Below are 14486 nucleotides of genomic sequence, written 5' to 3' on the forward strand. Positions count from 1 at the left end.
CGCCGTGCGCCCATGGGCGGGCCGCCACCGGTAAGCGGAACTGGAGGTTCCCACGAGTGGGGTCCGTATCCGGCCTTGGATGCCGGCAGCCGCGCCCGGACACCGCATATCGACATCTCCACCGCGCCCCGCGCCCGGCCGCGTCGCCGCGCTCCGACCAGGCCGTACGGTCCCGGCCGCACCGGTCGATACGCGCCGTCCCGTGCGCGGCCCGGCCGAGAACTCCGCGCGTGGCCGATACTGGGTCCGTTATGGACATCGTCACCCTTGCTGTAGTCATCGCTGTGGTCGCGCTCATCGCGATCGGCGGGCTCGTGGTCGGCAGCCGCAAAAAGAAGCAGCTGCCGCCGGCCCCGCCGAGCAGCCCGTCCGTCACCACGCCGCCCGCCGAGCCGCAGGTCGGCGAGGAGGCCGATACCGCGCGCGAGGAACCGCGCCGGACCATAGAGGAGGTTGACCTGCCGGCGGCCGAGGCCCCGGCGCCCGCTGCCGAAGCACCCGTCGCCGAGGAGCCCGAGGCCCCCGCGATCGAGGTGCCCGAGCCCACCGCGGGCCGCCTGGTGCGGCTCCGCTCCCGGCTCTCCCGCTCCCAGAACTCCCTGGGCAAGGGCCTGCTCACGCTGCTCTCCCGCGAGCACCTCGACGAGGACACCTGGGAGGAGATCGAGGAGACCCTGCTGGTCGCCGACGTCGGCGTCGCCCCCACCCAGGAGCTCGTCGACCGGCTGCGCGAGCGGGTGAAGGTGCTCGGCACCCGCACCCCGCAGGAACTGCGCAGCCTGCTGCGCGAGGAGCTGCTGACCCTCGTCGGCACCGACCTCGACCGTACGGTCCACACCGAGAGCGGCGTCAGCGAGAGCGGCGCGGAGAAGCCCGGCGTCGTCATGGTCGTCGGCGTCAACGGGACCGGCAAGACCACCACCACCGGCAAGCTCGCGCGTGTCCTGGTCGCCGACGGCAAGTCCGTCGTACTCGGCGCGGCCGACACGTTCCGCGCCGCCGCCGCCGACCAGCTCCAGACCTGGGGCGAGCGCGTCGGCGCCCGTACCGTCCGCGGGCCCGAGGGCGGCGACCCCGCGTCGATCGCCTTCGACGCGGTGAAGGAGGGCATCGCCGAGAGCGCCGACGTCGTCCTCATCGACACCGCCGGCCGACTGCACACCAAGACCGGGCTCATGGACGAGCTGGGCAAGGTCAAGCGGGTCGTGGAGAAGCACGGCTCCGTGGACGAGGTGCTGCTGGTGCTCGACGCCACCACCGGACAGAACGGCCTGGTGCAGGCGCGCGTGTTCGCGGAGGTCGTGGACATCACCGGCATCGCGCTCACCAAGCTGGACGGCACCGCCAAGGGCGGCATCGTCGTGGCGGTCCAGCGCGAACTGGGCGTACCGGTGAAACTGGTGGGCCTGGGCGAGGGCGCGGACGACCTCGCGCCGTTCGAGCCGGAGGCCTTCGTCGACGCGTTGATCGGCGAATGACGGCCGGCGGCTGACGGCCGTCGCACCGCCGCCGCGTATGCGGTTCGGACCGCCGCGGCGCATACGGAAACGAGAAGGGCCCCGTCGCACGTACAGCCGCGACGGGGCCCTTCCTCGATTCCGGCGGCCGGTTCGGGCCCGAACAGAATCCTGGCAGCGGGGTCAGGCGCAGAAACGTGACCCCGCGCGGTGGCAGACGTAGGCCAGCGTGCCCACCAGGAGCCGCGCCTGGGGCGGGCGGCCCGCGGTGTCCAGGGTCGGGGGGCGCAGCCAGCGCATCGGGCCGAGACCGCCGAAGTCGGAGGGCGGCGCGGTCACATGGTCGCCGGGGCCCAGGCAGCGCAGGTCGAGACCGGCGTCGTCCCAGCCCATGCGGTAGAGCAGCGCCGGGAGTTCGGCCGTCGCGCCGGGGGCGACGAAGAACAGCGCGCGCCCGTGGGGGGTGGCGGCGACCGGGCCGAGCGGCAGTCCCATCCGCTCCAGCCGGACCAGCGCGTGCAGCCCGGCCGGCTCCGCCACCTCCAGCACCTCGAAGGCGCGGCCGACCGGCAGCAGCACCGCCGCGCCGGGGACCTCGGCCCAGGCGGCGGTCGCCTCGTCGAGGGTGGCCCCCGCCGCGACCCGCGGGGCGAAGTGCAGCGGGTGGGCGCCGGGGGAGGGGCAGTCGGCGACGCCGCAGGAGCAGTCCGTACGGCCATCGGGCCCCTGGCGAGAGGCGCGGGCGCCGGGCGCCACGTCCCATCCCCACAGGCCGGTGTACTCCGCCACTGTCATCGCTGTCATGGCACACCCGGTCGCGCGTGCGCGCCGTCGGGTGCCGGAACGCATGTCCCGGATACCGCCGATCGTGAAGCCCATGCTCCCTCCAACGGGTCGTCTTCAATGATGGTTACGACCCGGAGTCTTGCGAACACGCACGGTTGCCGACACCCGTGCGTGGGGGGCGTGAGGCGGTGCGGCCGGTGGTGCGAAGTGGCGGCCGCGCTCCCGTGCGCCTCACTGCGCCAGCTCCTGATCTTCCCGCGCCAAGTCAATCGCGCGGAGTGGTGCGGGGGTCCATTCGGTGGGGTGGCGAATGGTGGCGATTGCCGGATCGGCCTCGCGGCGCCCGTGATCGTAGGATTACTTTCGGTGCATGAACCCCGGAGGTGCCCACCCGGCGGGTATGCCGGAGGCATGAGGCCTCGTCGGAGCGGCTGTTTACCTTCAGTCGAGTCGGTGCATCACCGGACAGGAAGTCGCAGGAGGCGGCATTCTGTTGGCGGTTCGCGCACAGCACAGTCGGAATGGGGGCCTTCCAGTGGGCGGCAACGGCAGCGGGAGTGGCAGCGCTGACAAGCGCCCCAACGAGAAGTTGGGTTCATGGTTCCTGCGCAGCGGTTGGTCCAAGGGCGAACTGGCCCGCCAAGTCAACAGGGGAGCCCGCCAGTTGGGCGCCCACCACATCAGCACGGACACCTCTCGGGTGCGCCGCTGGCTCGACGGCGAACAGCCGCGCGAGCCGATCCCGAAAATCCTCTCCGAGCTGTTCTCCGAGCGGTTCGGCTGCGTCGTGGGCATCGAGGACCTCGGCCTGCGCACCGCGCATCAGTCGCCGTCCGTATCCGGCGTCGACCTGCCCTGGGCGGGCCCGCAGACGGTCTCCCTGATCAGTGAATTCTCGCGCAGCGACCTGATGCTGGCGCGGCGCGGCTTCCTCGGCACGTCGCTGGCGCTCGCGGCCGGGCCCGCGCTCATCGAGCCGATGCAGCGCTGGCTGGTCCCCGGGCCCGCCGGCCACGACGGAGCGCGCGCGGCCGCGGCGGCCGCGTCGGACCGCTCCCGGCGGGCCTCCCGGCTCTCCCAGCCGGAGCTGGAGCTGCTGGAGTCCACGACGGTGATGTTCCGCCAATGGGACGCCCAGTGCGGCGGCGGGCTGCGGCGCAAGGCCGTCGTCGGCCAACTGCACGAAGTCACCGACCTACTACAGGAGTCGCAGCCGCAGGAGACGTCCCAGCGGCTGTTCAAGGTCGCCGCCGAGCTGGCGGAGCTGGCCGGCTGGATGAGCTACGACATAGGGCTCCAGCCCACCGCGCAGAAGTACTTCGTCCTCGCGCTGCACGCCGCGAAGGAGGCCGGTGACCGCCCCCTGGGCTCGTACGTGCTCTCCAGCATGAGCCGCCAGATGATCCATCTCGGCCGGCCGGACGACGCGTTGGAGCTGATCCACCTCGCGCAGTACGGCTCCAGGGAGCAGGCCACCTCCCGTACGACCGCGATGCTGTACGCGATGGAGGCCCGCGCGTACGCGAACGCGGGCCAGCCCGCGAAGTGCAAGCGTGCCGTGAACATGGCCGAGGACGCCTTCGGTGACTGCGCGCCGGGCGAGGGCGACCCCGACTGGATCCGCTTCTTCTCCGAGGCCGAACTGAACGCGGAGAACGCCCACTCCTTCCGCGACCTCGCCTACGTGGCGGGCCGCAGCCCCACCTACGCACACCTGGCGTTCCCGAAGATGGAGCGCGCCGTCGAGCTCTTCGGCAAGGACGAGGAGCACCAGCGGTCGTATGCGCTCAACCTCATCGGAATGTCGACGGTCCATCTGATGCGGCGCGAGCCCGAGCAGTCCGCCGAACTCGCCGGCAGAGCGCTGACGATCGCCAAACGGGTGCGCTCGGAGCGGGTGAACAACCGGCTCCGCAAGACCATCGACACGGCGGTCCGCGACTTCGGTGAGGTCGCCGAAGTCGTCGACCTCACCGAGAAACTGGCCGTCGAACTGCCGGACACGACGGAGGCCGCACACGCGATCTGAGGCCGGCCCCGGCGCCCGTACCCGATGCCCGCTACCTGATATCTCCGCTGCCTGACATCCGGCGACTGATCGCCGATATCCGGTGTCCGAGCTCCCTTGTCGAGATCCGACGCCTGGGCCCTGCCGCCCCGAACCCGCTTTCGGAACCGCCTCAGCTTTTGACCCGCCTGGCCGCCCGGCCCCTGGATTCCGGCCGCGGTGACCACCCCGGACAGCCCGACTCGGCTCCCCCACGCCAGGTCAACCGGGTGGTCGCCGCGGTCGGTCTTGTGTGCGGAGGGGGCCCGCATCGGCTGGCGCGGGGCCCTGCCCGGTGATTCATCCGCCCGTAACACTCGTGCGCCCATCGTCACCGCGGTGAAACACGCGGACGCATCGGCGGAAACCGCGCTGCGCCAGCCTCGTGGCGTCAGCCGGCCCACCGAGTCCCTGCCCGCACGGGCCGCCCGCCCCGAGGAGACGTCGACGTTGAATGGCGCAGATACCGCGTTCGTACTGATCAGTGCCGCGCTCGTGATGCTGATGACCCCCGGCCTGGCTTTCTTCTACGGGGGCATGGTCCGGGTGAAGAGCGCCCTCAACATGCTCATGATGTCGTTCATCTCGCTGGGCATCGTCTCCGTGCTGTGGGTGCTCTACGGCTACTCCCTCGCCTTCGGCGAGGACAGCGGCGCCGGGCTGCTCGGCGGCCTCGACCACATCGGCCTCTCGGGCATCGACGCCGCGACGCTGACCGGCGGGAAGACCGGCATCCCCGTCTTCGCCTTCGCCCTGTTCCAGCTGATGTTCGCGGTGATCACCCCCGCGCTGATGAGCGGGGCGCTCGCGGACCGGGTGAAGTTCAGCGCCTGGTCGCTGTTCATCACGCTGTGGGTCACGGTCGTCTACTTCCCGGTTGCGCACTGGGTGTGGCAGCCGGACGGCTGGCTCTACCAGCTCAAGGTCATCGACTTCGCGGGCGGCACCGCGGTCCATATCAACGCGGGCGTGGGCGGTCTCGCCGCGGTCCTGGTCGTCGGAAAGCGGATCGGCTTCAAGAAGGACCCGATGCGGCCGCACAGCCTGCCGCTGGTGATGCTGGGCGCGGGGCTGCTGTGGTTCGGCTGGTTCGGCTTCAACGCGGGCTCGGCGCTGGCCGCCGACGGCACGGCCGCCACCATGGCGCTCAACACCCAGGTCGCGACCGCCGCGGCGATGCTCGGCTGGCTGGGCTACGAGCGCGTCCGGCACGGCGCGTTCACCACGCTGGGCGCAGCCTCCGGGGCCGTGGCGGGCCTGGTGGCCATCACCCCGTCCGGCGCCGCCGTGAACGCGATGGGGGCGATCGTCATCGGAGTCGTCGCCGGAACCGCCTGTTCCTGGGCCGTCAGCCTCAAGTACCGGCTGGGGTTCGACGACTCGCTCGATGTGGTCGGCGTCCATCTGGTCGGCGGCGTCATCGGGACCCTCCTCGTCGGGGTCCTCGCCGTCGACGGTGTCGGCGGCGCGGCCCAGCTCGGCCGGCAGGCCGTCGGGGCGTTCTCCGTGATGGCGTACTCCTTCGCCGTCTCGTGGCTGCTCGCCAGGTTCGTCGATCGGGTGATCGGCTTCCGGGCGGCCGAGGACGACGAGACCAGCGGCGTCGACCAGGCGTTCCACGCCGAGGCCGCCTACGACTTCAGCGCGGTGGGCGGGATCGCGCAGTCCCGCGGCAGCGCGGCGGCCACCGGGCCGGGCGGCGGCGCGGCCCTCACTGCCCCAGGGGAAGCCGGCGCGGCCGCCCGGCCGACGGACAAGAAGGTGGACGCATGAAGCTCATCACCGCGGTCGTCAAGCCGCACCGGCTCGACGAGGTCAAGGAAGTCCTCCGGTCCGAGGGTGTGCAGGGCCTGACGGTCACCGAGGCGAGCGGCTACGGCCGGCAGCGCGGCCACACCGAGGTCTACCGCGGCGCGGAGTACACGATCGACCTCGTGCCGAAGGTCCGTATCGAGGTGCTGGTCGAGGACGACGACGCCGAGCAGGTCATCGAAGCGATCGTCAAGGCGGCCCGGACGGGCAAGATCGGCGACGGCAAGGTGTGGTCCGTACCCGTGGACACGGCCGTACGGGTACGAACCGGGGAGCGCGGCCCGGACGCGTTGTAACGCGCCCGGCGGGGGCGAGCGAGGCGGCCACGGGACGGCCGTACAGGGGGCGGGACAGGGACGCGGTACGGGTACAGGGAGCCGGAATTGACGGACAGCGTACGGACGAAGACCGGCGGCGACCCGCTGCCCGGCGGCTACGCGGCGGCCCGGCTGCGGCTCCTCCATGAGGGCGCGGCGGCCGGGCCGCCGCGCCGCACCGCGCTCGCGGCGCTCACCGACGAATGGCTGAGCGCGCTCCTCGGCCCGGCCCCGACCGCCGCGCTCGTCGCCGTCGGCGGCTACGGACGCGGCGAACTCTCCCCGCGCAGCGACCTCGACGTCCTGCTGCTGCACGACGGTTCGGCGGACCCGAGGGAGATCGCGGCCCTCGCCGACCGCGTCTGGTACCCGGTGTGGGACATGGGCCTCGCGCTCGACCACTCCGTACGCACCCCCGCCGAGGCCAGCAGGGCGGCGGCCCACGACCTCAAGGTGCACCTCGGGCTGCTCGACGCCCGGCACATCGCGGGCGACGCGGAACTGACCGCCGCCCTGCGCGCCACCGCCTACGCCGACTGGCGCGCCCAAGCCCCCAAACGGCTGCCCGAACTCCTCGAACTGTGCGCGGAACGGGCCCGCCGCCACGGCGAGTTGCGGTTCCTGCTGGAGCCCGACCTCAAGGAGGCGCGCGGCGGTCTGCGGGACGCGACCGCGCTGCGGGCCGTCGCCGCGTCCTGGATCGCGGACGCGCCGCGCGAGGGGCTGGAGGCGGCCCGTACCCGGCTGCTGGACACGCGCGACGCGCTGCACCTCGCCACGGGCCGGGCGACGGACCGGCTCGCGCTGCAGGAGCAGCCGCAGGTGGCCGCGGACCTCGGCATGCTGGACGCGGACACGCTGCTGCGGCGGGTGTACGAGGCCGCGCGCGCCGTCTCGTACGCGAGCGACGTGACCTGGCGCGAGGTGGAACGGGTGCTGCGGGCCCGCTCCGCGCGGCCCCGGCTGCGCGGGCTGCTGGGCGGCCGGGGCGCCGGGGAGGGCGAGCGCAGCCCGCTCGCCGAAGGCGTCGTCGAGCAGGACGGCGAGGTCGTACTCGCCCGGACCGCGCGGCCCGACCGCGACGCGGTGCTGCCGCTGCGGGCGGCCGCCGCTGCCGCGCAGTCCGGGCTGCCGCTCTCGCCGCACGCGGTCCGCCGGTTCGGCGCGCCCACCGCGGCTCCGATGCCCGTGCCGTGGCCGGCCGAGGCCCGTGAGGAACTCGTCACGCTGCTCGGCGCGGGCGAATCGACCGTTCCGGTCTGGGAGGCGCTCGAAGCGGAGGGCGTCGTCTCCCGGCTGCTGCCGGACTGGGAACGGGTCCGCTGCCGTCCGCAGCGCAATCCGGTGCACCGCTGGACCGTCGACCGCCACCTGGTCGAGACGGCCGTACGGGCCGCCGCGCTGACCCGCCGCGTCGGCCGCCCCGATCTGCTGCTGGTCGCCGCGCTGCTGCACGACATCGGCAAGGGGTGGCCCGGCGACCACTCCGTGTCGGGCGAGACGATCGCCCGCGACGTGGCGGTGCGCCTGGGGTTCGACCGGGCGGACACCGCAGTCCTCGCCACGCTCGTACGGCACCATCTGCTGCTGATCGACACGGCCACGCGCCGGGACCTCGACGATCCGGCGACCGTGCGGGCCGTGTCGGAGGCGGTCGGCAGCGGCGGCACCCTGGAACTGCTGCACGCCCTGACGGAGGCGGACGCGCTGGCCACCGGGCCCGCCGCGTGGAGCGCCTGGCGCGGCTCGCTCGTGGCGGACCTGGTGAAGCGCGTCGCGGCGGTCCTGGCCGGTGAGCCGGTCGTGGGGCGCGGCGGAGCGCGGGAGCCGACGGCGGAGCACGAGCGCCTGGCCGTCGAGGCGTGGCGCACGGGCGGGCCGGTCCTGGCGCTGCACACCCGGCGGGAAGAGTGGGAAGAGCGGGATCAGGGAAATCAGCGGGGTCAGCGGGGTCAGAGGGACCAAGAGGGCTTGGGGGAGCGGACGGGGTGTGAGAGCGGCGTCGAGCCCGTGGGCGTCGAACTGCTCATCGCGGTGCCCGACCAGCCGGGCGTCCTGCCCGCGGCGGCGGGCGTGCTGGCCCTGCACCGACTGACGGTCCGAGCCGCGGACCTGCGGGCCGTCGAGGTGCCGAAGGAGGCCGCCGGCCACTCCATGTCCCCGGCGGAGGTCCTGCTGCTCAGATGGCGGGTGGCCGCCGAGTACGGCTCGCTGCCGCAGGCCGTCAGGCTCCGCGACGACCTGGCGCGCGCGCTCGCGGGCACACTGGACATCGCGGCCCGGCTGGCGGAGCGGGAGGCCGCCTACGGCAAGCGGCGACGCCAGGTGCACGCGCCGCCGCCGACGGCGACCCTCGTGCCCGACAGCTCGCGGCTCGCGACGGTCGTAGAAGTACGCGCCCAGGACGCTCCCGGCCTGCTGCACCGCATCGGGCGGGCGCTGGAGGACGCCGGGGTCACGGTCCGCAGCGCCCACGTCTCGACGCTGGGGGCGAACGCGGTGGACGCCTTCTACGTGACCGGCCCGCGGGGCGTCCCGTTGGGCGGTGTGGAGGCCGCGGAACTGGCGCGTACCTTGCAGGGAGCGCTGGGCGGCTGACCGTACCCCGGAGGGCCGGATACCCTTGGGGACGCGACGTACTCGTCTGCTGACAACAGTCAGGCTCTCGTCCTGACAACCGGCACGACGAGACCGGCGAACGGCTTCCGACCCGAAGGATCTGCGACCACCGTGTTCGATACCCTCTCCGACCGCCTTGCAGCGACGTTCAAGAGCCTCCGGGGCAAGGGCCGCCTGTCCGAGGCGGATATCGACGCCACCGCGCGTGAGATCCGCATCGCCCTGCTCGAAGCGGACGTGGCGCTGCCTGTCGTCCGCTCGTTCATCAAGCAGGTCAAGGAGCGCGCGGTCGGGGCCGAGGTCTCCCAGGCGCTGAACCCCGCGCAGCAGGTCATCAAGATCGTCAACGAGGAGCTGGTCGGCATCCTCGGCGGCGAGACCCGCCGCCTGCGGTTCGCCAAGACCCCGCCGACCGTCATCATGCTCGCTGGCCTCCAGGGCGCCGGTAAGACGACCCTCGCCGGAAAGCTCGGCCACTGGCTCAAGGGCCAGGGGCACGCCCCGCTGCTCGTCGCCTGCGACCTCCAGCGTCCCAACGCAGTCAACCAGCTCTCCGTCGTCGCCGAGCGCGCCGGTGTCGCCGTCTACGCGCCGGAGCCGGGCAACGGCGTCGGCGACCCGGTCAAGGTCGCCCAGGACTCGATCGAGTTCGCCAAGTCCAAGCAGCACGACATCGTCATCGTCGACACCGCCGGCCGCCTCGGCATCGACCAGGAGCTGATGCAGCAGGCCGCGGACATCCGCGACGCGGTCAAGCCCGACGAGGTGCTGTTCGTCGTCGACGCGATGATCGGCCAGGACGCGGTCAACACCGCGGAGGCGTTCCGCGACGGCGTCGGCTTCGACGGCGTCGTCCTGTCCAAGCTGGACGGCGACGCCCGAGGCGGCGCCGCCCTCTCCATCGCGCACGTCACCGGCCGCCAGATCATGTTCGCCTCCAACGGCGAGAAGCTGGACGACTTCGACGCGTTCCACCCGGACCGCATGGCGTCCCGCATCCTCGGCATGGGCGACATGCTCTCCCTGATCGAGAAGGCCGAGCAGACGTTCAGCCAGCAAGAGGCCGAGCAGATGGCGGCCAAGCTGGCGAAGGGCCCCAAGGAGTTCACGCTCGACGACTTCCTGGCCCAGATGGAGCAGGTCCGCAAGATGGGCTCCATCTCCAAGCTGCTCGGCATGCTGCCCGGAATGGGGCAGATCAAGGACCAGATCAACAACCTTGACGAGAAGGACGTGGACCGCACCGCCGCGATCATCAAGTCGATGACGCCGGGCGAGCGCAAGGACCCGCACATCATCAACGGCTCGCGCCGGGCCCGTATCGCCCGCGGTTCGGGCGTGGACGTGAGCGCGGTCAAGAGCCTCGTGGAGCGCTTCTTCGACGCGCGCAAGATGATGTCGAAGATGGCGCAGGGCGGCGGCATGCCGGGGATGCCCGGCATGCCGGGCACGGGCGGTGGCCCGGGCCGGCAGAAGAAGCAGGTCAAGCAGGCCAAGGGCAAGCGCAAGAGCGGCAACCCGATGAAGCGCAAGGCCGAGGAGCAGGCGGCCGCCGCGAAGCGCGAGGCGGGCCAGAGCGGCCAGGGCGGTCAGCAGGGCGGCGCGTTCGGCCTCCCGGGCGCCGGCCAGGACGCGAGCTCGTTCGAACTCCCCAAGGAATTCCGGGACATGCTCCCGCCGTCGGACAAGTAAGCATCGGCGCGCGCCTGCCATAGCGTTCTCCTCCCCCGTCCCCGCCCCGGCCCTCCGGAGCGGGGCGGGGGATGCGCTGTTTATGGGCTTGTCGGCTGTGCGACGCGTATCGCGCCGCGTCCCGTTGCCTACAGGTTGCCTACCGGGATGCGCCGCGTACCGCGACGCGTCGGCTACCGATACGCCCTACACGGCGCGTATCGGCGCCCCGTTCGCCAGGCCCGACGGGTTCAGGCCCAGGGAGAGCGCCGCGGTGGCGCCCACGTCCGCGAGGGAAGGGGCGTCCGGAAGGAGCTCCAGGCCCGCTGCCTCGGGGCGGTGGACGAGGACCGGCACGTACTCGCGGGTGTGGAAGGCATGCCCGATGGTGGGGTCGTTGCCGTGGTCGCCGGTGACGACGAGGCGGTCGCCGGGGGCGTCGAGCAGCGCGATCAGCCCGGCCAGGCCCGCGTCGAGCTGCTCCAGCACCTCGCCGTAGCGCAGCACGTCCTGCTGGTGCCCCGCCAGGTCCGTCTCCTGGACGTTGGCGACGATCAGGCCGGGGGCCGGCGTCCGTACGGCCTCCAGGGTGTGGGCGAGCACGTCGGCCGTGGGCACCGCCGGGCGGCGCACGGCCGCGTCGCAGGCGAGGATGTCGGCGGCCTTGCCGACCAGGGTGACCGGAACGCCCGCGCGGGCGGCCAGGTCCGGCAGCTGCCGGGTGTGGTCCAGCGGCGCGCCCAGATGCTGCACTTCGAGCCCGCCGTTGCGGTAGAAGCCGGTGGCCGGGGTGTCGAGCCCGTACGTGCCGTTCTCGCCGTCCCGTACGAAGCCGGGCAGCGGGCCGTCGGCGTGGCCGCCCACCGCGATGACGCGGGCTACGGGCGCGACGGCGCGGACCGTCCGGGCGATGGACAGGATGCGGTCGAAGGGGAAGTCGTCGAGGCTCCCGGAGGCGTTCCAGTTGATGCCGGGGTCGGCTTCCAGGTTGTCGTGGACCAGGACGCACCCGTCGACGACGAGCAGCGGCTTGCCGTTCAGTTCCGCCACCCGGTGGCCCGCCGCCTCCAGCGCGGTGCGCACCTCGTCGAGGTGCTCGCCGAGCCGGGCCACGGTGACCTTGCTGAAGTCGGCGCCCATCATCGTCTGATGGCCCGCGTAGGTGTCCGCGCCGGGGTAGCCGAGCGCGGCCCGGCCGACGGCGACCGGCAGCCGGGTGGTGCGCGCGAGGTCCGGGTGTCCGTGGATCAGGCCGAGGCCGAGCGCGCCGAGGGAGGGCAGCCGCAGCGGGCGGTCCAGCTCCTTGCGGCAGTGGTCGAGGATGTGGCCGCAGGTGTCGGCGGCGATGTCGCCGGGGCGCAGCGCGCCCGCGTCGGGCATCGCGCCGATGCCGAATCCGTCGATGACGACGATGACGGTCTTGCTCATGTCAGTGCCTTTCGGAACGCTCGGTGCCTCTCAGTACGCGCGGCGCCTTTCAGTAGGCGCGGCCCAGGGGGTCGTACAGGCCGGTCAGCCGCGGTGCGCCGGAGGACAGGCCGGCGACGACCGCGACGGTGCTGCGGGTGACGAAGATCTGCGTGCGGAAGGCGAGGACGGCGGTGTCGCCGACGCGTACGTCCTGATCGGGCGCGGGGGCCTCCAGCAGGCGGTAGTAGTCGATGTTCTCGGCGGGCGCGTCCTGTACGGGCAGCTGGACCCCGGTGCGTGGCAGCAGGGCGTCCTTGACCCCGGAACGCGCGTAGAACCCGCCGCCGAACAGGGCGGGCCGCCCGTCGGCGAGGGTGTGGGCTACCTCGCTGACGTAGACGTACGCGGGGATCTCCGGCTGGTGCGGGTCCACGGCGTGCAGGGGGGTGGTGCCGGTGAGGGAGTGGCCCGGCTCGCCGTGCGTGGCGCCGAGTTCGGCGAGCATCGGCAGGGTGGCCATGGAGGTGGCGCTGGGGGCGCTGAGCGCCAGGTCCGAGTGGCCGCGGGCGGCGAGGATCTGCCGTGCCTTGACGGCCAGTTCGAAGTTGGGGGTGGGGCGGGGACGGGAGTCGGCGGGGTCGCACAGGACGCAGGGGAAGGCGGTCACGCCCGCGATCCGGATGCCCGGCAGCCGCTCTGCCTCCGTGGCGAAGGCGTCCAGCCCGTCGAGCGGAACACCGCCTTCCTGACCGGGGTAGACGGAGCCCTCGGCGCCCTCCAGCCGGATCAGGATGTCCTGTACGAAGCCGAGCCGGTGGGCGGCGTCGGAGACGGCGCGGGCGTTGGCGAGGTCGTACACCGTGACGGTCTCCGGGCGCCAGGCGAGCATCTCCGGAAGGGCGCGGCGCGGGATCTGCGCGAGGTGGCCGAGGTTGCCGGCCCGGGCTCCGGCGGCGTGCAGGACGCGGGCCTCGGGCGGCTCGATGGCCGCGAACTTCGGGATGTGCCGGGCGATGGCACGGATCAGCTCGGGGTTGCGGCCGATCTGCTTGACCACGAACCACAGGCTGAGGCCGACGCGCTCGGCCTCGGCGGCCAGCATCGCGGCGTTGGCCTCCACGGCGTCGAGGTCGACCACATACGTGTTGGGCGAGATCTCCCCGGACCGGTGCAACGCCGCCGCGGCGTCGGCCAGTTGAGGGTTGCGGGTGAGGACGGTGTCGAGGAACACGGTCAGTCCTTGGGTTCGCGAGAGTGGTGCGCGTCGCGCGGGGCGTCCTGCAGGGCACGGCGGAGTATGTCGATCACGAGGTCCGCGCCGGCCCTCATCGGGTTGATGCGCACCGTCCAGTCGGCCAGCTCCGGGGCGTCGTCGAGGGACGAGCTGGACATCCGGTAGAAGAGCGGGGCCACTTCGTAGCGGGAGTTGGAGCCGACGGGGTAGGGGGCCGCGCCGTACCGCGCGGCGAGCGCCGGCAGATCGCGCGCGGCGGGGCGGTCGAGGCGTACGAGCAGGCAGCGGTCCTGCGCGTTGGCGATACGGACCTCCGCCACGCCTGCCACCTCGCCCGCGGCCAGCCGTTCGGCGACCTCGGTCCCGACCCTCGACTGCACGGACCACATCACGGGCACGTGGGTGAGGGCTCTGAGCGCGTCCAGCGCCTGATGGCCCTGGACCTGGCCGCCGCCGGAGTAGTTGTCGGCCCGCACCCGCTCGACCAGGTCGCGCGCGCCCACCACGACACCGACGCCCTCCGGGCCGTGCAGCTTGAAGAGCGAGAAGCAGGAGGCGTCGGCGCCCAGCTCCACCCCGCTCTCGGGGACCCGCATGACCGCGTAGTTGTCGTCCACGATGGTGCGCACACCGGCGGCGCGGCAGACGGCCAGCACCTCGCCCGGGTCGTAGCAGTCGGCGAGCCGCTGTCGGGTGTGCTGCACGTAGGCCCATCGGAAACGGCCGGAGGCCAGCGCGCCGGCCAGCGCCGCCGAGTCGTTGAAGTCGACCTCCACGGTCTCCACCCCCAGTCCGCGCAGGGTGACTTCGGTGGTGCGGTAGACGGGGGCGCGGTGGATCAGCAGCGGATCGCCCGCGCTGACGGCCGCGTTCAGCGCGGCGCGGATCGCGCCGGTGCCGGCCCCTTGGACGAACGCGGCGTCCTCGGCCCCGAAGAAGTCGGCGAGGACCGCTTCCACCTGAGCGGTGGTGCGCGGCCGCCCGAGGCCCGGTACGACGCCCGCGTCCGCCTCGAAGAGCTGCGCTCCCTCGAAGTGCCGGGCGGTGCATTCGATCAGCCGGAACTGCTTGGCGACGGCGTCGTCCAGCGGGACCGTCGCCAGCGGGAAGGTCTGCGGAAGTACTGCGCTCAT

General features: G+C 72.8%; 10 protein-coding genes. 6 read left to right on the forward strand and 4 right to left on the reverse strand.

Going from position 1 to position 14486, the window contains the following annotated elements:
- Window positions 1-251 precede the first annotated feature (251 nt).
- Window positions 252-1478 (forward strand): signal recognition particle-docking protein FtsY, encoded by a 1227-nt coding sequence (ftsY, locus tag AB0I22_RS30085; protein WP_363134102.1) that lies wholly within the window; start codon window positions 252-254, stop codon window positions 1476-1478.
- A 162-nt stretch (window positions 1479-1640) separates the two neighbouring features.
- Here the strand turns inward: ftsY and AB0I22_RS30090 are convergent, their stop codons facing one another.
- Window positions 1641-2336, reverse strand: coding sequence for a bifunctional DNA primase/polymerase (locus AB0I22_RS30090; RefSeq protein WP_363134103.1), 696 nt, complete (start codon window positions 2334-2336; stop codon window positions 1641-1643).
- Window positions 2337-2778: 442 nt separating this feature from the next.
- Here AB0I22_RS30090 and AB0I22_RS30095 point away from each other — a divergent pair, with 442 nt between their 5' ends.
- The 5 genes from AB0I22_RS30095 (at window position 2779) to ffh (ending at window position 10730) form a co-directional block, all read left to right on the forward strand.
- Window positions 2779-4272: a hypothetical protein gene (locus AB0I22_RS30095; protein WP_363134104.1), complete on the forward strand. Its 1494-nt coding sequence runs from the start codon at window positions 2779-2781 to the stop codon at window positions 4270-4272.
- Window positions 4273-4740: 468 nt separating this feature from the next.
- The gene (locus AB0I22_RS30100; RefSeq protein ID WP_363134156.1) at window positions 4741-6063 is read left to right on the forward strand and encodes an ammonium transporter; all 1323 of its coding nucleotides are present in this window, start codon (window positions 4741-4743) and stop codon (window positions 6061-6063) included.
- Window positions 6060-6398, forward strand: coding sequence for a P-II family nitrogen regulator (locus AB0I22_RS30105; protein ID WP_363134105.1), 339 nt, complete (start codon window positions 6060-6062; stop codon window positions 6396-6398). The genes AB0I22_RS30100 and AB0I22_RS30105 overlap by 4 nt, the downstream gene beginning before the upstream one ends.
- An 87-nt stretch (window positions 6399-6485) precedes the next feature.
- Window positions 6486-9017: a [protein-PII] uridylyltransferase gene (locus tag AB0I22_RS30110; RefSeq protein ID WP_363134106.1), complete on the forward strand. Its 2532-nt coding sequence runs from the start codon at window positions 6486-6488 to the stop codon at window positions 9015-9017.
- A 132-nt stretch (window positions 9018-9149) separates the two neighbouring features.
- On the forward strand, window positions 9150-10730 hold the full coding sequence (gene ffh, locus AB0I22_RS30115) for a signal recognition particle protein (protein ID WP_363134108.1): 1581 nt from the start codon (window positions 9150-9152) through the stop codon (window positions 10728-10730).
- Between the two features lie 186 nt (window positions 10731-10916).
- Here the strand turns inward: ffh and AB0I22_RS30120 are convergent, their stop codons facing one another.
- Genes AB0I22_RS30120 through AB0I22_RS30130 form a run of 3 tightly spaced genes read right to left on the reverse strand, consistent with a single transcriptional unit; the run spans window position 10917 to window position 14486 of the window.
- Window positions 10917-12137 carry a phosphopentomutase gene (locus tag AB0I22_RS30120; RefSeq protein WP_363134109.1) on the reverse strand — a complete coding sequence of 407 codons (1221 nt, stop codon included), beginning with the start codon at window positions 12135-12137 and terminating at the stop codon, window positions 10917-10919.
- A gap of 49 nt (window positions 12138-12186) precedes the next feature.
- Window positions 12187-13350 carry an alanine racemase gene (locus AB0I22_RS30125; RefSeq protein WP_363134110.1) on the reverse strand — a complete coding sequence of 388 codons (1164 nt, stop codon included), beginning with the start codon at window positions 13348-13350 and terminating at the stop codon, window positions 12187-12189.
- Window positions 13351-13352: 2 nt separating this feature from the next.
- Window positions 13353-14486 (reverse strand): aminotransferase class V-fold PLP-dependent enzyme, encoded by a 1134-nt coding sequence (locus AB0I22_RS30130; RefSeq protein ID WP_363134111.1) that lies wholly within the window; start codon window positions 14484-14486, stop codon window positions 13353-13355.

The organism is Streptomyces sp. NPDC050610 (assembly GCF_040654875.1).
In the GTDB taxonomy this organism is placed as follows: Bacteria; Actinomycetota; Actinomycetes; order Streptomycetales; family Streptomycetaceae; genus Streptomyces.